Raw genomic sequence first — 21,480 nt, 5'->3', positions numbered from 1 at the left:
GCATATGCATCTTCTAGAAAACATCCTCTAAACATTATGCCCCTCAATCAGCTGTAGCCAAGCCTCTTCATCGATAACCTCAACACCTAATTCTTCAGCTTTAGCTAATTTTGAGCCCGCTCCAAGTCCTGCAACAAGAAGATCTGTTTTTTTAGAAAGTGAACCAGATGTTTTAGCCCCTAATCGCTCTGCCAATGCTTTTGCTTCATCGCGTGACATATGCGCCAAAGTTCCTGTAAAAACAATGATCTTCTCCGCTATTGGTGAAGAATCTGTCATGATAGTTGCCTCATCAAGAGGTGTTACTTCTTCAAGCAAAACAGACAAAACCTCGCGGTTATGTGCTTCTTGATAAAAATCAACAATTGCACTCCCTACCTGTGGTCCAATTCCTTCAATATTGGTAAGCTCCATCCAAGCCTCATTTCCTTCTTTATTTTCCTGCTCACACGGCATAAGTGCTTCCATAGCCGCAGTTTCAAAAGCTGTATAATTTTGATAAGCACGGGCAAGACGACGTGCATTGACCTCTCCCACATGGCGAATTCCTAATGCAAACAAAAAACGGCTTAAAGGAATTTCTCGGCGCGCATTAATGGCATCATACAGTTTCCGAACTGAAACAATACCAAAACCTTCCATATTTTCTAAACGTATCAAAGACCTTTCTTGGCGCCGTTGTAACGTAAAAATATCGGCTGGTGTATGAATACAAAGCGCCTCATCTTGAACATGGAAAAAGAATTCCACTTGTTTTTTCCCAAGTCCTTCAATATCAAAGGCATTGCGTGAAACAAAATGACGAATACGTTCAATCGCTTGTGCAGGACAAATAAGCCCACCGGTGCATCGACGCACGGCTTCTCCTTCTTCGCGAACAGCATGACTCCCACACACGGGACACAGATGAGGAAACACAAAAGTAGAAGCATTTTTTGGACGCTTTGCAGCAACAATATCAACAATTTGAGGAATCACATCACCAGCGCGTTGTACAATCACGGTATCGCCTACACGGATATCACGCCCTTCACGAATGGGCTCTCCTTTATGACCAATTCCCTTAATATAATCCTCATTATGCAAACTGGCATTGGTCACCACCACCCCACCAACAGTAACAGGTGTAAGGCGTGCAACAGGCGTCAAAGCTCCCGTACGACCGACCTGAATGTCAATATCTTCCAAAAGCGCCATTGCTTTTTCTGCTGGAAATTTATGCGCTATTGCCCAACGCGGCGAACGAGCAACAAACCCCAAACGCTTTTGGAGCATCAAATCATTAACCTTATAAACAATACCATCAATATCATAGCTTAAAGAATGACGGCATTCTTCGATATCGTGATAATAGCAAATAATGTCTTCTACAGTCTTAAAGACTTTTGTTAATGGATTGATAACAAAGCCATACTCTTTTAGCTTTTTCATCATCTCCATTTGACTTTCTGCCAATATTTCACTCACCTCACCACAAGCATAAGCAAAAAATTGAAGCTTTCTGCTAGCGGTTATCCGTGAATCAAGCTGACGGAGAGAACCAGCCGCCGCATTTCGAGGGTTGGCGAAGGTTAACTTTCCCTTCTCTTGTTGGCTTATATTAAGAGCTTGGAAATCTTCCCGCCCCATATAAACCTCACCGCGAACCTCAATGATATCAGGAAAATCACCTTGCAAAACTTGTGGAATATCAGCAATTGTTCGGGCATTTGCCGTCACATTTTCACCGACAGTTCCATCCCCACGCGTTGCCGCACGCACAAGCCGCCCCTTTTCGTAGCGCAAAGACAAAGATAAACCATCAATTTTGGGCTCCGCTGTTATTTCCAACATTTGTGTTTCTGGAAATCGTAAAAAACGACGAATACGCTCAATAAATTCACTAACATCTTCAGAGCTAAACGCATTATCAAGTGAAAGCATAGGCTGTGCATGAACAGATTTTTCAAACTTTTCAGAAATTGGTGCCCCAATTTTATGTGAAGGAGAATCAATACGTATAAGCTCTGGAAAAAGAGCTTCAATTTCTGCATTACGCCGGCGCAACGCATCATATTCTGCATCAGAAATTTCAGGCTGATCATCACGATTATAAAGCACATCATGACGTGCAATTTCTTTTGCCAACCACTCTAATTCACTTTCTGCTTCAACAGCTGTGAGATTTTTAACTGCATCTTTGTTCATAAAATCTATTCCAAATTACGAGTTACTGCCATAAGGACTTCCACACGCATCCTCATCAAATGAATCTCAATAAACACAAGCTTTCCAGTATTTTTATCGCTGGCTAATTACCTTTATGCGAGAAGCTTTTGAGCCGCTGCACGTGCTTCTTCAGTAATCTGTTCTCCTGCCAACATACGAGCAATTTCTTCTGCACGTTCATGCTCTTCCATTTTATGAATCGCAGTAACAAAGCGTCCTTTATCATGACTCTCAATTTTTGAAATAAGAAAATGACCATGCGCTTTCGATGCAACCTGTGGAGCATGCGTAATAGCGAAAACCTGAACACGTTCTGATAAGCGTTGCAACCGTTGTCCAATAGCCGCTGCAACAGCCCCCCCAACACCTGTATCAATTTCATCAAAGATCAGCGTCGGTGCTGATCCTCGATCAGACAAAACAACTTTTAATGCCAACAAAAAACGAGACAATTCACCGCCAGAAGCCACACTAAGCATCGGTCCAGCTCGTGTTCCAGGATTTGTTCGAACCCAATATTCAATACGATCACACCCCTCTGCACTCCGCCTTTCAGCATCACTTTGCATTTCAACAATAAATTCAGCCCTCTCTAACTTCAATGCCGGCAACTCAGCCATAACACTTTCAGATAAATGCTTTGCTGTCTCCCGACGCTTTATTGTTAAGGCTTGCGCCAATGTATCATAATTTTTCTTTGCCTGCTCTGCCTCATCTTCAAAACGTGTCAATATGGTCTGAGCCTCTTCAAAATCAGCCAGTTCAGCATCCATTTTATCACGCAACTGAACCAATTCATCCGCAGAAACTTGATATTTACGAGCAAAACCCCGAAGAGCAAAAAGACGCTCTTCTATCCGTTCCAATTCATCAGGTTCAAAATCTAATGCTCGTATTGCCGTCTCAATACCTTCTTGTGCTGTTGCAAGTGCATGCAATGCCTCATCAATAGATTTCACCACTGGTGCAATAAGTTCTTGCGCCTCAGGAATTTTCCGCTCCAAACGCCTCACCAAATTAGAAAGCACTGGGATTGGTGATTTTTGACCCGTTAAAAGATCATCCGCTTCTTTAATATCTGTCGCTATTTTTTCTAATTTAAGCATATCAGCACGACGAAGAGAAAGAGCTTCCTCTTCACCAACTTTAAAATCAAGCTTTTCAAGCTCTTCTACACACGCACGAAGATAATCAACCTCCCGTACAGCACTCTCTACTTTAAGACGCTGCCGTTGCAAACGCTCCTCAAATTCACGCCATGTGTGATAACACTGACGCAAATTTTCCACTTCATCTTCAAGACCACCAAAGGCATCTAATAATTGGCGATGTGTAGCAACATCAACAAGCGCACGATCATCATGTTGTCCATGGATTTCAACCAGCAAACGGCCAACACTTCGCATCAATGCAACACTAGACACCTGATCATTGATAAAAACACGGCTACGTCCATCACTTGATTGCACACGTCGTAAAATAATATCACCCTCGTCATCAAGACCATTCTCACGAATAAGTTGACGTGCAGGATGTGAAACAGACACATCAAAAACAGCTGTGACCTGCCCGCGGTCAGCCCCATGACGCACAAGCGAAGCATCACCCCGCCCCCCTAGAGCAAGTGATAAAGCATCAAGGAGAATAGACTTCCCCGCACCCGTTTCTCCAGTTAAAACCGTCAACCCCGCTGTAAAATGAATATCGAGCGTTTCGATCAAAACAATATTATGAATCGAAAGCTGTACCAACATAGAGAATCAACGTACCCTCTTCTTGTCACCACCTAAAGCATTTGAGATCCAAGAAGATTTATGCTCACGTGGTGATATTTTATTCTTCTGCAAGAGATTATAAGAAAATTTATACCACTCACTTTTGGGATAATTACGTCCTAAAATAGCTGCTGCTGTTTGCGCTTCCGCCGTTAAGCCGAGAGCAAGATTAACTTCCGTTAAGCGGAAAAGTGCTTCTTCAATTTGATTTGTATCGGAATACTCTTCAACCACGGTACGAAACCGTCTACTTGCCGCAAGATAGCGCCGTCCCTCTTCATAATAACGGCCGATCTGCATTTCTTTACCAGCCAGCTGTTCGCGCCCAAAACGGATTTTATCCTTAGCATCCTTGACATATTCAGAATTTGGATAGCGCTCTATAAGAAGCTGCATAGCAGCAATAGCGCGTTTCGTATCACGTTGATCACGCGTAACATCGGGAATCCGACGGAAAGAAGAAAGACCAATAATATAGTACGCATAAGCCGAGTCAGTTGACCCTGGATAAAGCGTAATATAGCGTTGAGCCATACTAATTGAATCATCATACTTTCCGAGTCGATAATTAGTAAAAGCACCCATCACAAGAGACTTACGCCCCCAGTCTGTATAAGCGTACTGTTTTTCAATTTTCAAAAACTTCTTCGATGCATCCCCAAGCCGCCCACTTTCAAGGCTAGCAAGCGCCTGATTATAGAGAACATCTGGTGGATCTATTTTCAAAACATAAGCAGATGGATCAAGAGTATTTTTCTCTTTAAAGAGACATCCCGCTAACATACAGGTGCTTCCTAAAAGTACCACCCCCAATATCTTGCGTACAATGTTAGATTTTCTATATGTCATATTTCCAATGCACACATGAAATTTTTCCATAATTTTCCGGCCTCCAGAGAATATCACCTTGTAGCAAAAACAATTTATTAAAGTTTTTATAGCATATCACTTTAAAATCCACATAACCAATTTAGCAGTTTAGGTCAATCATCCCCTTAAAAATCAAATAAACGATAAAAAAATCTTGTCAATTTCCTTTTATTCTTTCTCTAAAAAGCTTTTTCATAATATGATTCGTTTGCCAAAACAGCCTTCACCAATTGCGCATTAATTCTATGTCCACTACAATAAGAACGAAATAATCCAATAAAAGGTGCCCCAAGCAAAGCAGTATCACCAATCGCATCAAGCATCTTGTGCCGAACACATTCATTCTCCCAATAAGGACCATCGGGATTTAAAATTTTATCATTAAGGTCGATAACAAGAGAATTTTCCAAAGAAGCACCTCTCGCCTTTCCAGAAAGCCTTAATTTTTCCACGTCTTTGATAAAACCAAAAGTGCGTGCCCGTGACAATTCATCTCGAAACCCTTGTGTGGTAAGATCAAAACTGAAATGTTGCTTACCAATAGCAAAAGAAGGAAAAGAGATCGTTATATCAAAACGACGTCCATCGAATGGCAAAAGCTCTGCAACACCATGAGCTCCTTCAACCCGCACCGGCTTTTTTATAATGAAATAAGAACGCAACGCATTTTGCTGTACAATACCAACATCTTCAAAAGCTTGGCAATATAGCCACGCTGAACCATCCAAAATAGGAATCTCATTATGTGACACTTCAATAATAAGATTATCCAAATTATAAGCAGCAATTGCTGCCATCAAATGTTCAATTGTTTCAACCCTTACATCTCCATCTCCAAGGACTGTTGATAATTCAGTTTTTCCTGTTTGCGATGCATGGGCTTGAAATATTTTCTCGGTTCCGTTTAATCCACAACGCTTAAAAACAATACCACATCCAACATCCGCTGGATAAACCTTTACCACTGACAAACAGCCACTGTGAACGCCAATCCCCTTAAATGTTACTGCTTTTTTAAGAGTAGACTGATATTTTGGTACCAAATTCATCATATCATTTTATTAAATTGCTTGTACATCTTTTAACAAAATTTATAAAATTATAAAAAATATTCATAGTAAATAATAAAAAAAACCGCTTATAATAAGCGGTTTTTTTAAAAACAAAGTATTTTATCCAAAAAACAGCAATATATTTACTGTATAATTTTTGACTGATCATTAAAGAAACAATAAAATTTCTTACTTTACCTCATTTTTCATCAATTAATTTGCTTGACGACGTAAAAATGCTGGTATCTCCAACTGATCTTCTTCACTTATAAAAGTACGCTGATCTTGTGGTACCTGCGGGTGCAGCTCACCAGAACGACGTGGAACATATACAGAAGCATCTTGAGAAAGCGCCTGAGAATTTTTATTGTAAACATGAGACTCTTTCTGCTGAGACGATCTAACAGCAGGCTCCAACCTCGCTTCTGGCTCAGCTTCTTCACGATGTGTCAAACTCTGTTTCAAACGCTGCCAAAGATTACGAGGACCTTGATCAGTCACAAATGTTCTTTGACTTTGTCCATGAGCAACAGGAGGAAAATCCTTTAACTCAGGCATACGCATTGGAGCGCGCGCTTGCATCTGTTGCATTTGTTTTGGTTGCACTGGCTTTTCTGTTTGCTTCACAACCCCTGTCATCTCATCAAGAACATGCGCTGTTGCCTCCATACTCACGGGAGCCGTCATCGCCTGTTGAGAACCGCGGCTTACTTGCATACGAGGCACATTTAATTTCTGTTCCTGAACAGCATTTGAACCATACGCAACAGCATTCGTCGCATTTCGTGTCGTCATTGCTTCTACAGGATGTGCAAAAATTTGACTTTTGGGACGGAACTGTTCTCCGGTTGTTTTACCCTTTTCTATTTCAAGTGATTCGATCACTTCTACCATTGACTCAGAACGCAGAGGCGATGACTGAACATGAAAAGAACTGTGTGACGTTCCAGGATCGCTCTTGCGTATTGAAGAAGCAGGCCTTTGAATCTGAGGATGAGAGGACTGAACCACATCACTAACTTCACGATCAATACCGGTCGCAACCACAGAAACACGAATAACACCTTCCAATGACTCGTCATCAATAGCGCCAAAAATCACATTCGCATCAGCGTCCACTTCTTCACGAATACGATTAGCAGCTTCATCAACCTCAAAGAGAGTCATATCACGACCACCTGTAATAGAAATCAGTAAACCACGTGCCCCACGCATAGAGGTATCATCCAGCAATGGGTTTGCGATAGCAGCTTCAGCAGCAGCCAAAGCACGCCCTTCACCAGATGCCTCACCCGTTCCCATCATGGCTCGCCCCATTTCGTGCATAACAGAACGAACATCAGCAAAATCAAGGTTAATCAAACCCTCTTTGATCATCAAATCCGTAATGGAAGCAACACCAGAATAAAGCACTTGGTCAGCCATAGCAAAAGCATCAGCAAATGTTGTCTTATCATTTGCAATACGGAAAAGATTTTGATTGGGAATAACAATCAATGTATCGACAGACTTTTGTAATTCTTCAATACCAGCCTCTGCCGTTTTCATGCGACGTGCGCCTTCAAACTGAAACGGCTTTGTCACAACACCAACAGTCAAAATACCTTTTTCACGCGCCGCGCGAGCAACAACGGGAGCAGCCCCTGTTCCAGTTCCCCCTCCCATACCAGCAGTAATGAAAACCATATGAGAGTCTGCAAGATGATCAATAATTTCATCAATACATTCCTCCGCCGCCGCTTGTCCAACTTCCGGTAAAGCACCAGCACCCAAACCTTCTGTCACTGCTGCCCCAAGTTGGATAACACGTTCAGCCTTTGACATAGCCAAAGCCTGTGCATCCGTATTTGCAACAACAAAGTCAACTCCCTGAAGACCAGCATTTATCATATTATTCACGGCATTCCCGCCACCACCTCCAACACCAAAAACGGTAATGCGTGGCTTCAATTCCGCGATATCTGGCCGATGCAGATTAATCGTCATTTTCTTTTCCTTCTCATAAGACACCGCAAGCCAAAGCGATGAAATTTATCCAACTAGACTTAACTAAAAACTCTCACGCAACCACTGACCAACACGCTGAAAATACCCACGCGTGCCCATCGATAAATGATTTCCTGCCGCCTGCATTGTTTTTTCTTCAAAACCCACCAATTGCGGATAAATTAACAATCCAACAGCAGATGTAAACGCCGCCCCTTTTGCAAGAGAAGGAAGCCTCGAAATACCTAAAGGCCGCCCGATACGAACATTTCTTCCTAATATAGTACGTGCCATTTCTGGCAATCCTGTTAACTGGCTTGCTCCCCCCGTCAAAATAACACGTTTACCAATGATGTGACCAAAACCAGAACGATTTAAACAATCACGAACCATCTCTAAAATTTCTTCAACACGCGCACGAATGATACGCCCAAGAACCGCGCGCGGATATTGAGTTTCACGCTGTTCACTCCCAATTTCTGCTACATTAATCATTTGCCGCTCATCAGCACTTGTTAAAAGTGCTGAACCATAAACAACTTTTAAACGTTCCGCCTCTGTTAAAGACATAGAAAATCCGCGCGCAACATCAAGAGTGACATGATGCCCCCCAACAGCAAGAGCATCCGCATGAATAAATTTTCCCTCAAAAAACACTGAAAATGTTGTTGTTCCACCACCAAAATCAATACATGCAGCCCCTAAATGCGCCTCATCATTCATCAAGACAGCAAGACCACTTGCAAAGGGAGTAGCAACCATTGCTTCAACACTCAAATGTGCACGATTAATACAAGTTTCTAAATTACGCAAAGATGCCGTTTCCGCTGTTACCACATGCACATCGACACCAAATGTTTCCCCTGCCATGCCAATAGGATCAGAAATTCCTTTGTCTCCATCCAATACATAAGAAACTGGAACTGAATGCATAACATGACGTTCAGCATCAAAAGCTTTACGCGAAACATCTGAAAAGGCCATACGCATATCACGCTTGGTGACTTCACGACCATTCAAATGGACCATTCCATTAATCAAAGCACTTTGTAATCGACTTGAGGAAAAATTCACAATGACTGAATCCACCACCAAACCAGCCATTTTTTCTGCCGCATCAACAGCCAAGCGTATTGATTGCTCTGCTGCAAACATATCCATCACAACACCAGATTTAATACCGCGTGAACGCTGCACTCCAAAACCTAGAATTTCCATAGAATGTGTACGACCATGTAAATAGTGCGCATGCTTCAAAGGACGCAAACAAGCAATAAGACAAACAATCTTACTTGAACCGACATCAAGAACCGTTAAAAAACGTGTTTTACGTCCCCTCAAATGATGTGATCTAAGCAGCATCATAGGCTTCCTGCCTTTCGCGCTTTTAAGATACGTTCTTCTTCTGCTACAGTAGCATGATAACGCTCCAACGTTTCATCTGATAAAGAAACTGTAATTCGATCAGCAAGACGTAAATCAACACTGAGAATATCGCGAGATAAAAGATCTTGCATTGTACCGGACAAAACAAGAGAGGAAAGCCTTTCAAGTGCACCACTTTCAGGCAACATAACGCGCACTCCGTTATCCAAAACAAGATCCCAACGCCGATCACCTACCCGCACGAAAGCACGAACACGATTATATATTTCCGGATAAACTGACAGCGCTTGAATAAACACTTTAGCAGCATTTTGTGCACCCTGCCCAACCACAAGCGGCAAATTCCGAACAATTTTCCCTTTAAAAGGTACAATGACACGACCTGTATTATCAACAATATCGACCATGCCCTCATGTTGCCAAATAGCATAAGGTTCACGTTCCACGATGGAAACGCGCATTCTATTAGGATAAATCTTCTGAACATTAGCTGATTGAATCCAAGGCTGTTTTTCCAAAAGGGCACGTGCTCTTTCAACATCAAAAGTGAATATAGAGGGGGCAACATCAAGTTCTAAAATTTTCAAAATATCTTGCTTTGCCAAGCGTTTATTACCACTTATATCGACATCCACGACCACAAAACCAATATCCGATATTATTGTTTTTACGATCACTTCCATCTGACCACTGGATGAAAATCCATAAAAAGCCGTAACAAAGAACAACCATACAACAGCAAAAGAACCAAAATGGCGTGGAATATGAATATTGACAAAAACAAACTCAAACATAAACCGAAGAAAACGACGATAAAGACGTGGCAAAGCCGGCACTGAAAGCACCTCCATCGGAATATTCGTTTTATTAATACTCAACGCATACATGATGCGTCCTCCACTATCCATTGAACAATATCGCCATAAGTACGACCGCTCACTTTTGCAATATCAGGCAGAAGAGATGTTGGTGTCATACCGGGTTGCGTATTAATTTCAAGCCAAACCAATTCTCCTGTTTTTTCATCAAAACGAAAATCAGAACGGCTAACACCTCGACACCCTATCGCCTGATGGGCTGCTAAAGACATTCTTTGCACACTTTGGTAAATATTTAGTGAAAGTTGTGCAGGACAAATATGAAGAGAACCACCCGTTTTATATTTTGAGTCATAATCGTAGAATGGAAAGTGTTTATCGGGAAGAATTTCACACACATCCAGCACTTCATTCCCCAAAACAGCACAAGTCAACTCACGACCAGGAATATATTTTTCAATCATCACTTCATCGGCATACCCCCACTCAGCTCCCCCAATATTATGCGGCGGCGCAGATTCATTTCCCTGTACAACGACAACACCAAAACTTGATCCTTCACACACAGGTTTAATCACATAAGGCGGCTCCATAGGATGTGCTTGCCCAATAGCAAAGCGGCTCATGATACGAGAAGGCGCAACACAAACACCAACACTTGCAACGATAATTTTTGCACGTCCCTTATCCATTGCCAAAGCAGATGCCATCACGCCAGAATGGGTATAAGGAATTTTTAAATATTCAAGAATCCCCTGAATCCGTCCATCTTCACCAAATGGACCATGCAATGCATTAAAGGCAATATCGGGCTGCAACTGTTCAAGAACAGAAGCAATATGAGTGTCAACATCTACGCGACTCACGCGATACCCCTGCGCCTCTAAAACATCAGCACAAGCCGCCCCTGAAGATAAACTTACAGACCGTTCAGAAGAAAAACCTCCCATTAACACAGCTATATGTTTATCTTTCATAATAAATCACCCTCTTTTGCATACTATATGTAGTCTATATAGAACACATCAGCACCACATACAGAAAAAAAACAAAGTTTATTCTTGCGAATCAATAACCTAGCATTTTTCATAATGAATCAGACTCAAAAGCCTGATGCAAGAGATTCTTTGTTAATTTATTGATTCTTAATAGAAATTTTTTATTATCTCTTTGAAATGACTCAATTTTTTATTTTCACTTTTTAGTGAACAATAAATCAATGAAATGGATCAAAAGGAGAAACACTTCGACCACGTTCAAATTGACCAATACGCTCTATTTCCCATTGTAAAAGGTGGGCTGAATTTGCAAAAACACGCGCACGCACTGTTTCTCCCAATGCTTCAAGATCATATCCTGTTGCTTGCCCTGTATTAATCATAAAATTACAGTGCATTTCACTCATTTGAGCGCCACCAATCCGTAAACCACGACACCCTGCTTCATCAATCACGCGCCAAGCAGATCCATTCTCAGGGTTTCTAAAAGTTGATCCACCGGTCTTTTCACGAATAGGTTGCACTGTTTCCCTATGGAGGGCAACTTCATCCATAGCAGCACGAATATTATCTTTATTACCAGGCTCCCCTTCCAATAAAGCAGCAGTAAAAATAAAACCTTCAGGAATATCACACTGGCGATAGGAATAATGCATATCTTTCACACTCAAGATATGACGTTGCCCTTTACGATCCAACGCATAAACCTCAACAACACGTGCTGCGGTTTCAACACCATTTGCACCCGCGTTCATTTTGAGAGCTCCTCCAAGACCTCCAGGAATGCCATGATAAAAATGAAAACCTGCAATCTCAGCTTCTAAAGCGGCAGCAGCTAAATGTTTGTCCGCCGCACCAGCACCAACTAAAAAGCCTTTTGGAGAAACCTGCTTCACTTGCCCAAAACTTTTTGGCGAAAGACGAATTACAACACCAGGAACCCCCCCATCACGCACCAGAAGATTAGAACCGATACCGACAATTGTGACAGGAACAAATTCAGGCAAATTTTGAAGAAAGAGCGCCAAATCTTCTTCATCAACAGGCTGATAAAAAAGCTCTGCCAATCCGCCCGTGCGAAACCACGTTACCTTACGCATCTCAACATTAGGTGTAAGTTTTCCTCTCACACCACCCAACAATGGTTGCAATTGCGCCAATAGCGCCTCACCATCAATGTGCTGAAAATTTATCATGACCATCCAATACCGCTAACTGATGAGGCAACGCACAAGCCCATTGTGTGATATTGCCAGCACCAAGAAAAACAACATAATCCTCTGCCTGAGCAAATTTTGAGATAAGAGACACAACATCTTCCAAACCATGTATCAAGCGCACATCACGATGACCCGCCATTTTAATATGCTCTACCAATTCTTGAGAACCAAACCCTACAATAGGCTCTTCACCAGCCGCATAAACGGGCGTAATCAACACTGTATCGGCATCATTAAAACAAGTAGCAAAATCATCAAATAAATGATACAATCGTGAATACCGATGGGGTTGTGCAATCGCAATAACACGCCCTTTTGCACTCTCACGGGCTGCACGCAAAACAGCTTTTATTTCGACAGGATGATGTCCATAATCATCAAATATTTCAATGCCACGCCAACTTCCTGTTCGCGTAAAACGCCGTTTTACTCCGCCAAATTCTGCTAAGCCTCTTTTTATAGCTTCATTTGAAATGCCAAGTTCATGCGCAATAGCAATCGCCGCCGTTGCATTGGCAACATTATGCTGCCCTGCCATGGGCAAAAGCAAATTTTTCAACTCAATCTTTCTTCCTGTTTTGCGTGAGCGAACAAGAACATCAAAATATGTTTTTTGACCATCCATCGAAAGATTAAGAAAACGAACATCCGCTTGTGGATTTGCACCATAAGTGATCACCCAACGATCATCAATACGGCTCGCCAAAGACTGAACCTCTGGATGATCAACGCACAAAACAGCAAAACCATAAAAGGGAACATTTTCTACAAATTGCCGAAAAGCCTCACGCACAGCATCAAAATTTCCATAATGATCCAAATGCTCAGCGTCAATATTGGTAACAACAGCAATATCAGCAGGCAGCTTTAAAAATGTACCATCACTTTCATCAGCTTCAACAATCATCCAATCGCCATCTCCTGTACGAGAATTCGTCCCATAAGCATTAATAATACCGCCATTAATCACCACTGGATCAAAATGACCAGCATCAAGAAGGGCTGCGACCATTGATGTGGTTGTTGTTTTACCATGTGTACCACCCACCGCAATTGCACGCCGAAATCGCATGAGCTCCGCCAGCATTTCTGCACGTCTGACAAGCGGCAAATGTCTTTCCTTTGCAGCAATATACTCAGGATTTGTTTTTTTAACGGCAGTAGAAAAAACGACAACCTCTGCATTCCCTAAGTTTTCAGCACAATGACCTATATGAACGTTAATTCCTTTTTTCCGCAAACGTTCAACATTTGCACTTTCAACTTGATCTGACCCTTGAACTTTATAGCCAAGATTATAAAAAACCTCCGCAATTCCACTCATACCGATTCCCCCGATTCCGATAAAATGGATAACGCCTATATCAAGTGGCATTTTCATTAAAAAGCTCCTCTTTTATATCTGACAACAATCGCCCTGCAATTAAGGATTCAGCCATATCAGCAAGGCAACGTGTTGCATGGGGTTGCCCAACTTTTTTTGCAGCAAGCGCTTGTTTTTCTAATAAATGGGGCGCACAACAAGCGTGCATTAAAAGAGAAGAAAGCTTTTGTGCATTTAAATCTTTTTCTGATATAATTTGCGCTCCCCCCACACGAGCAAGCAAAGCTGCATTGGCAGCCTGATCATGATCTAAAGCATGGGGATAGGGAACAAGCAGAGCAGGTCTACCAATCACCGCTATCTCACAAACGGACGAAGCCCCAGCGCGCGACAAAATAAAATGAGCATGTGCCATACGTTCAGCCATATCATCAAAGAAAGGAGCAACCTCTGCTTGTACGCCCATATCATGATAGATTTTGATCAATCCTCCAGCGTCACCCCGAACTTGCTGTACAATTCGCAAACGTTTACGGTTTTTATCATCGAGTAAAGCAATGGCTTCTGGAACAATATGTGAAAAAGCAGAAGCCCCTTGACTACCACCAAAAACCAAAAAATTAAATGGCTTTTCCCCCTCTGAAGAATGATAAGGAATTTTGGCCGCCTTCAACACAGCCTCACGGACAGGATTCCCCGTCAAAAGTATTTTATGAGCATAAGCGCCATTTGGCGACAACAAACCACCAGCGATTGCACGCACAAAAATTGCCAACATCCGATTGGCACGCCCCATAACAGCATTTTGTTCATGAATAAATGTCACACGCCTCGTTAAAGCAGCAATAAAAAGAGGAGGAAAGCTCGGATAACCCCCAAATCCTCCAACAAGAACAGGACGTAATTTATAAAACAACGCCAACGATTGCCCCATACCCCTTAGCAAAGACCAAAACGTCTTTATCAGAGCAAAAGGATGGCGTCGTGTAAATGTTGCCGATGAAACGATATGAATATGCTCTTCATCAAAGCCCCGAACAAAAGGTCGTGCTCTTTCATCTGTTATTAAATGAACATCATATCCACGCTTCCTTAATTCAACAGAAAGGGCTTCAGCAGGAAAAAGATGTCCACCTGTACCACCAGCCACCAAAACAATAACTTTTTTATCATTCATAAGGAGTATCCAAGACAGAAGAGGAAGAAAAAGCTGAAAGACGCGCTTCTGGCCAACGACGTGTTAAACTAAGTAACATGCCCATTGAAAAGGCAATCGCTACCATCGATGAACCACCATAAGAAATAAAAGGCAATGTCATGCCTTTGGGAGGAATTAAATGAAGATTAACGGCCATATTAATAGCGGATTGAAAGCCAATCATCATTGCTATGCCAGTAATACCAAGACGTATAAAGGAATCACGTGTATTCATGGCGATATACAATGAACGCATAACGATAAAACCAAACAGCATCATAATGAATAAACAAAGAATAATACCATATTCTTCAGCAGCAACGGAAAATACAAAATCTGTATGGCTATCAGGAATGATACGTTTTACTGTTCCCTCCCCAGGACCTTGCCCAAACCAACCACCATTCAAAATAGCCTCACGTCCTACATCCACTTGAAAGGTATCTCCTTCACCTGTCAAAAACCCATTGATACGCTCACGCACATGATGCAGAAAAAGATAAGCTAAAACAATTCCTACAGCGCCTAAAATAAGAAAGAGAAAAATAATAGTAAGAGGCACACCAGCAATAAAAAACAGCCCCCCCCATGTTGCACTTATTAAAAGTGTTTGTCCAATATCAGGCTGCAAAACCAGAAGCACACAACAAATGGCATAAAGTACAATCGCTAACGTGTATCCCAGCATTCCCCTCCGCTGTATCTGTTCGGAAAAAAGCCAAGCGGACATAACCACAAAAGCTGGCTTCATAAACTCTGAAGCCTGTACAGAAAAACCAAAGAGCACAATCCATCGCCGTGCTCCCTTTAATTCTGGACCCCAAAATAAGGTTGCAACCATAAGAGCAAGCGTTACAATAAGCAAAAGAGCACATAAACGACGAATATTAGGAATTGAAAAAAAAGAAATGGTCACCATCGTAAAAAATGCTAAAATGCTGAAAATGATATGCCACCGAACAAAATAAAAACTATCAGCAATTCCGATTTTTTTTGCAATCGTGGGGCTGGCAGCAAAAGACAGCATAATGCCGATCCCCATTAAAATTAAACAAGCTGCAAAGATAGAGCGATCAATCGTCCACCACCAATTAGCAATTGGATCTCTATCTGCGCGCGTAACCATGATATCTGCCTTATCCGTTTTATAAATTGTTTCAAAGTGATATGGTTCCCCCGCCTGTTTAACAAACACTTTAAAAACTAAATTACATAAAAAAAGATTCTGGAGTCTTAACGCAAAAATATTTTTTTATAACTGATGCTTTTTATTGTAACTGCATCACAAAAGAGACAAATGCTTCGCCCCGTTCTTCATAATTTTTAAATTGGTCATAACTTGCACAAGCAGGTGACAAAAGAACCGTCACCTCTTTTGCCTTACAACCTATTGCGTCAACAGCTGCTTCACACACCGCATTTTTCAAAGTTAAGCTCATAGAAAAGGGAAAAGCAGATCCAATAGTGCGAGCAAATTCTTCCGCCGCGCTCCCAATCAAATAGGCTTTACGAATTTTAGGAAAAAATTCTCTAAGAGACTCAATTCCTCCCTTTTTTGCCTGTCCCCCAACAATCCAAAAAATATCATTAAAGGTGGAAAGCGCAGGAGCTGTTGCATCTGCATTAGTCGCCTTGCTGTCATTGATAAACAAAACTGCCCCCATTTTACGCACTTGCTGCATACGATGATCCAACCCTTTATAACTTGCTAAATGCTTGTTCATAAAGGGATCGGTTATTTTTAAAGCCTGCAACGTTGCCAGTGCCATAAGAGCGTTTTGCGCATTATGACTTCCGCGCAAAGCATCCATAGACGCGAGATCTGCAAGCATATGGCGCTGTCCTTGACGAACAGAAAAGAGTTTCGTTTCCTCTGCATAAAAACCATTTTCAACAGAATGATCTTTGGAAATTGCCTCAATTTGCTTCCCCTCATCAAGTAACTGTTGATATAAAATCCGACAAGCTGCATCATCAACTGAAATAAAAGCCTGAGAAGCCTGAGCAACCAGCTGCCTTTTGGTTTGCACATAACAAGCAAAACTTCCATGTCGATCAATATGATCAGGTGTGAGATTTAATAAAAGTCCAATGGTCGGCTGAAGAGAGGGAGTAAGATCAATTTGAAACGATGAACATTCAATCACATAAATACGTTTTTTAACAAAGGGCTTAAGGGTTAATATTGCCTTTCCGATATTTCCCCCCATCTGCACATCATAGCCCATTTTTTCCAACAAATGCGCAAGTAAAGATGTTGTGGTTGACTTCCCATTCGTCCCCGTAATTGCAATGAAAGGAACATCTTGGTCACACAAACCATAATGCTGTAAAAAATGATGGCGCGCACGAACAAACAACTCAATATCACCGATAATTTCTATATTTTTTTTTCGTGCTTTTTCAACAACCCAATGGGGTTGAGGATAATTTAAAGAAACTCCAGGAGCTACAATCAATGCAACAAATTCTGACCAGTCCTCATCGTGAAGGTCTCTTGTTGGAATATTTTGCCGAAAAGCTGCTTGCACACTCATAGGATTATCATCCCACGCCACCACTTCCGCACCGCCACTGATCAATGCTTGTGCCGCCGCCAATCCCGACGTCCCTAATCCAAACAGAGCAACTTTTTGACCTTTATAACACGCAACAGAAATCAAAATCTCACCGTAATTTAAGTGTTGAAAGACCAATAAGAGCAAGAACAATTGAAATAATCCAAAAGCGTATCACCACTTGGCTTTCAGTCCAGCCTTTTTTCTCAAAATGATGATGTATCGGTGCCATAAGAAACACGCGTTTTCTTGTTAATTTGAAATAACCAACCTGAATAACGACCGAAAAAGCTTCCACAACAAAAAGCCCACCAATAAGAGCCAAAACAATTTCGTGCTTCGTAGCGACCGCAACAGTCCCCAAGAGTCCTCCAAGAGCCAACGAACCAGTATCTCCCATAAAAATAGCAGCTGGTGGTGCATTAAACCACAAAAAGCCAAGCCCAGCCCCAACAACAGCTCCCAATAAAACAGCCAGTTCACCTGTTCCCGATACATAATGGATTTGGAGATAATCAGCAAAATTCATATTACCAGAAAGATAAGCGATCAGAGCAAAAGATAAGGCTGCAACCATCACAGGAACGATAGCAAGCCCATCAAGTCCATCCGTCAAATTAACCGCATTACCCGTCGCAACAATGACAAAAGCAGAAAAAGGAATAAAAAACCAGCCCAAATTGATCAAGTAATCTTTTAAAAAAGGCAAAGCTAATCCAGATGAGCCAATTTGCAGAATGGCAAAAGCCGCAATGGACGCAACACAAAACTCCAAGCTTAACCGTGCTTTCCCAGAAAATCCTTTGTCTGTTTGTTTTGTGACCTTAAGATAATCGTCATAAAATCCAATTCCCCCAAAAGAAAGCATAACCAATAGCGATACCCAAAAGTAAATATTCGATAAATTACCCCATAAAAATGCCGATACCACAATGCCGGTTAAAATCATCAATCCACCCATTGTAGGTGTTCCAGCCTTTTTAAAATGTGTTTGAGGACCATCAGCACGAATCGGTTGCCCCTTACCCTGCCGCAATTTAAGAGAAGCAATGATGCTAGGTCCAAACAAAAAGACGATAAGCCCCGAAGTAAGCATAGCCGCTATCGTGCGAAAAGTAATATAACGAAATACATTCACACCTGGAAGCCAATCACTAAACGAAGAAAAAAATAGCATCATGGAATAAAAAAACCTCTTAAAACTATGAAGAAACCGCTTTATAGCGATCAAGCAATGCAGTCACAATATTTGATGAACAAAGGCTATTGGATGATTTAACCATAAGCAGATCCCCAGAAGAAATTTCTGCTAAAAGAAGCGATAAAATTTTCTCAATATTTTCAGCATAATGAACCTTAACACCAGCAGACAAATCACTGACTAAAGATTTCATCGCCTCACCAAATAGAAAAACCGGATTAGCACCAGAAAGACGTATTGGTTTTATTAAATCACGATGAAGCTTTTCACTATACTCCCCTAACTCTAGCATATCCCCTAAAATAGCAATTCGCCGCCCCCCTTTCCCTACAGGTCCTGTAGCAAGAAGCTCAAGTGCAGCACGCATAGAAGCAGGATTTGCATTATAGCTTTCATCAATGAGATAAAATTCACCCCCATTTGATAAAGACAGTCGATAACGAACACCTCGCCCCTTTTGAGAAGAAAAATGGCGAAAAGAAAGAAAAACAGGCTCTAACTCAACCCCCATAGCATCACAAGTAGCAATAATCCCTAAACTATTTTGCACAATATGGCGCCCAGGAGCACCAATTTGGACCTCCCTATCCTGCCCCCCCATACGCACAATCATAGAAGAACTATCGGTTAGAAGACGTATATCATGCGCTTGATAATCAGCATCTTTAGTCTCACCAAAGCTTAAGATCTTTTTTACACCGCATTTCTTTGCTTTTTGAACGAGATAAGAAAAAAAATCACTATCCGCATTTAAAATGGCAATGCCTTCCTCATCCAATCCTTCAAAAATTTCAGCTTTTGCCTCTGCTATTTCTTCAAGATCTTTGAAAAAACCCATATGTCCTGCACAAATATGTGTAATGAGAGCAATATGCGGACAAACCAGTTTGACCAGAGGGCGAATTTCATCTTTATGATTCATGCCAATTTCAAAAATACCATAATCACTCTCCATAGGCATCCGCGCTAAAGTGAGTGGAACCCCCCAACAATTGTTTAAAGAAGCGAGATTCGCATGAACATTCCCAGCCGTTGCAAGTGCTTGTTTCAAAGCTTCTTTTGTCGTTGTTTTTCCCACTGATCCTGTTACCGCGATAATCTTAGCTCTTGAACGTTTGCGTGCTGCTTGTGCAAGTTTTTCTAAAGCTTGCAAAACATCAGGAACAACGATGAGTGGAGCAGCTATCTTTTCCATATCTCTCAAACGGTGTTCCGCAACGATAAGAACGCCTGCACCTCGTGCATAAGCTTGCGCAGCAAAATCATGACCATCAAGATGATTCCCCTTAATGCAGAAAAAAACATCACCTTCCGCAAGAGTACGACTATCAATGGAAACCCCAGAAAAAGTTTCTGGCAGACTTCCCATTACAACACCCTTAACAGCAGCAACAAGTTCTTGCTTATCCCATAAAGCTGTCATCTCTTTCGGTCCTCTAGAGCTTCTATCGCTTTCAGACGATCTGAAAAAGGATAAGTTGTCTGCCCTATAATTTGGCCATCCTCATGACCTTTCCCAGCAATGATGAGTGTATCACCAGCTTTCAAAAGTTCCACCGCATAAGAAATAGCCTCACCGCGATCTGCTATCTCTATTGCTGTTGGCACAGCCTGTAAAATATCCTTGCGTATTTTTTCTGGCATTTCTGTGCGAGGATTATCATCCGTTACAATAACAATATCCGCTTTATCCGCTGCAATTTTGCCCATCAAAGGTCTTTTTCCTTGATCACGATCTCCTCCACAACCAAAAACAACAACCAAACGCCCTTGCGTAAAAGGACGAACAGAAAGCAAAACCTGCTCCAAAGCTTCTGGTTTATGGGCATAATCAATATAAACAGGCGCATTATTTTCTGTCTTTCCCACAAACTCTAACCGCCCAGGTGCCCCCTGCAAAGTTTCAAGCGCAGAAAAAACCTTACGAGGTGAAGCACCCGTTGCAATTGCTAACCCCGCTGCCATCAGCGCATTGGCTACCTGAAAATCTCCAGCTAAAGGCAAATCAAATGTATAGATATTGTTTTCCACACGACACTCAATACACTGTTTTAAGCGTTGATGTTCAACACGATTAATCGTGATAAATTGCCCCTTACGACCAATTGTCAAGACACGGCGGCGCGCTTGTGTAACAACATCAATAACCCTTTGTGAATAGACATCATCAGCAAAAATCAAAGCAGGAGCAGATTCAGGCAAAAGTGTATCAAACAACCTCATTTTAGCCCGCAAATAATCCTCCACACACCGGTGATAGTCCATGTGATCTCGCCCTAAATTGGTAAAGGCACCAGCCGTTAAACGGACTCCATCAAGACGTCTTTGATCAAGCCCATGCGAAGAAGCTTCAAGAGCTGCATGAGTCACACCTTCATGAGAAATTTCAGAAAGTAACCGTTGCAAAACGACCGGATCAGGTGTTGTGAGAGAACCATAAACATTCCGTTTAGGAGAAACAACACCAACTGTTCCTATACTCGCAGCACAAAATCCAACATGAGTCCAAATTTGCCGAAGAAAAGAGACAACAGATGTTTTACCACTTGTACCAGTTACAGCAACGACCGTTTCAGGCTGAGAACCGTAAAAACGTGCAGCTGCCAACGCTAAACTATGACGAACATTAGAAACACGTAAAATGGGAACAGATAAATCCTCAAGAACAGCATGACAATCTGTAACGATTGCTCGTGCGCCACGCTTTATCGCATCATTTATATAGTGTCTTCCATCACTTTTTTTTCCTTGAACAGCGACAAAAACATAGCCTGGCAAAACTTGTCGAGAATCGGCACTAATTCCTGTTATTTTCATTGCGGAAAGATTCTGATCTTCAAGACATTCTGTAAAAACTGTTCCAAACAACATAACGATGCACCTTTA

Annotated in this window: 16 protein-coding genes; all 16 read right to left on the bottom strand. The window is 41.7% G+C overall.

Annotated features, from left to right (window positions below; translation table 11 throughout):
* Positions 1–27: 27 nt before the first annotated feature.
* On the bottom strand, positions 28–2,187 hold the full coding sequence (gene ligA, locus ACFIJJ_RS05140; protein WP_375646175.1) for an NAD-dependent DNA ligase LigA: 2,160 nt from the start codon (positions 2,185–2,187) through the stop codon (positions 28–30).
* A 113-nt stretch (positions 2,188–2,300) separates the two neighbouring features.
* A complete protein-coding gene (gene recN / locus ACFIJJ_RS05135) occupies positions 2,301–3,962 on the bottom strand; it encodes a DNA repair protein RecN (RefSeq protein WP_375646173.1) in 1,662 nt (553 codons plus the stop codon).
* Between the two features lie 6 nt (positions 3,963–3,968).
* Positions 3,969–4,862 (bottom strand): outer membrane protein assembly factor BamD, encoded by an 894-nt coding sequence (locus ACFIJJ_RS05130; protein ID WP_375623365.1) that lies wholly within the window; start codon positions 4,860–4,862, stop codon positions 3,969–3,971.
* A gap of 170 nt (positions 4,863–5,032) precedes the next feature.
* Positions 5,033–5,905 carry a UDP-3-O-acyl-N-acetylglucosamine deacetylase gene (lpxC, locus tag ACFIJJ_RS05125; RefSeq protein ID WP_375623367.1) on the bottom strand — a complete coding sequence of 291 codons (873 nt, stop codon included), beginning with the start codon at positions 5,903–5,905 and terminating at the stop codon, positions 5,033–5,035.
* A gap of 213 nt (positions 5,906–6,118) precedes the next feature.
* Positions 6,119–7,891, bottom strand: coding sequence for a cell division protein FtsZ (ftsZ, locus tag ACFIJJ_RS05120; protein WP_375623369.1), 1,773 nt, complete (start codon positions 7,889–7,891; stop codon positions 6,119–6,121).
* 63 nt (positions 7,892–7,954) lie between these two features.
* Positions 7,955–9,256 (bottom strand): cell division protein FtsA, encoded by a 1,302-nt coding sequence (ftsA, locus tag ACFIJJ_RS05115; protein WP_375646171.1) that lies wholly within the window; start codon positions 9,254–9,256, stop codon positions 7,955–7,957.
* Positions 9,253–10,164: a cell division protein FtsQ/DivIB gene (locus ACFIJJ_RS05110; RefSeq protein ID WP_375623458.1), complete on the bottom strand. Its 912-nt coding sequence runs from the start codon at positions 10,162–10,164 to the stop codon at positions 9,253–9,255. Before ACFIJJ_RS05110 ends, ftsA begins: the two co-directional genes overlap by 4 nt.
* Positions 10,152–11,072, bottom strand: coding sequence for a D-alanine--D-alanine ligase (locus ACFIJJ_RS05105; protein ID WP_375623373.1), 921 nt, complete (start codon positions 11,070–11,072; stop codon positions 10,152–10,154). Before ACFIJJ_RS05105 ends, ACFIJJ_RS05110 begins: the two co-directional genes overlap by 13 nt.
* 239 nt (positions 11,073–11,311) lie before the next feature.
* Positions 11,312–12,289 (bottom strand): UDP-N-acetylmuramate dehydrogenase, encoded by a 978-nt coding sequence (gene murB, locus ACFIJJ_RS05100; protein ID WP_375623375.1) that lies wholly within the window; start codon positions 12,287–12,289, stop codon positions 11,312–11,314.
* Complete coding sequence (gene murC, locus ACFIJJ_RS05095) at positions 12,267–13,694, bottom strand: UDP-N-acetylmuramate--L-alanine ligase (RefSeq protein WP_375646169.1); 1,428 nt, start codon at positions 13,692–13,694, stop codon at positions 12,267–12,269. The genes murB and murC overlap by 23 nt, the downstream gene beginning before the upstream one ends.
* A complete protein-coding gene (gene murG / locus ACFIJJ_RS05090) occupies positions 13,678–14,814 on the bottom strand; it encodes an undecaprenyldiphospho-muramoylpentapeptide beta-N-acetylglucosaminyltransferase (RefSeq protein WP_375646166.1) in 1,137 nt (378 codons plus the stop codon). Before murG ends, murC begins: the two co-directional genes overlap by 17 nt.
* Positions 14,807–15,961, bottom strand: a complete 1,155-nt coding sequence (locus tag ACFIJJ_RS05085) for an FtsW/RodA/SpoVE family cell cycle protein (RefSeq protein ID WP_375623381.1) — start codon at positions 15,959–15,961, stop codon at positions 14,807–14,809. The genes murG and ACFIJJ_RS05085 overlap by 8 nt, the downstream gene beginning before the upstream one ends.
* Before the next feature lie 142 nt (positions 15,962–16,103).
* Positions 16,104–17,498: a UDP-N-acetylmuramoyl-L-alanine--D-glutamate ligase gene (gene murD, locus ACFIJJ_RS05080; protein WP_375646164.1), complete on the bottom strand. Its 1,395-nt coding sequence runs from the start codon at positions 17,496–17,498 to the stop codon at positions 16,104–16,106.
* 4 nt (positions 17,499–17,502) lie between these two features.
* Positions 17,503–18,573, bottom strand: a complete 1,071-nt coding sequence (mraY, locus tag ACFIJJ_RS05075) for a phospho-N-acetylmuramoyl-pentapeptide-transferase (protein ID WP_375646162.1) — start codon at positions 18,571–18,573, stop codon at positions 17,503–17,505.
* A 22-nt stretch (positions 18,574–18,595) separates the two neighbouring features.
* On the bottom strand, positions 18,596–20,017 hold the full coding sequence (gene murF, locus ACFIJJ_RS05070; RefSeq protein ID WP_375646159.1) for a UDP-N-acetylmuramoyl-tripeptide--D-alanyl-D-alanine ligase: 1,422 nt from the start codon (positions 20,015–20,017) through the stop codon (positions 18,596–18,598).
* On the bottom strand, positions 20,014–21,465 hold the full coding sequence (locus ACFIJJ_RS05065) for a UDP-N-acetylmuramoyl-L-alanyl-D-glutamate--2,6-diaminopimelate ligase (protein ID WP_375646157.1): 1,452 nt from the start codon (positions 21,463–21,465) through the stop codon (positions 20,014–20,016). Before ACFIJJ_RS05065 ends, murF begins: the two co-directional genes overlap by 4 nt.
* Positions 21,466–21,480 lie beyond the last annotated feature (15 nt).

Source organism: Bartonella sp. TT29SHDZB, assembly GCF_042193395.1.
Lineage (GTDB): Bacteria > Pseudomonadota > Alphaproteobacteria > Rhizobiales > Rhizobiaceae > Bartonella.
The sequence above is the reverse complement of the archived record's forward strand: the minus strand, read 5'-3'. Positions and strand labels throughout refer to the sequence as shown.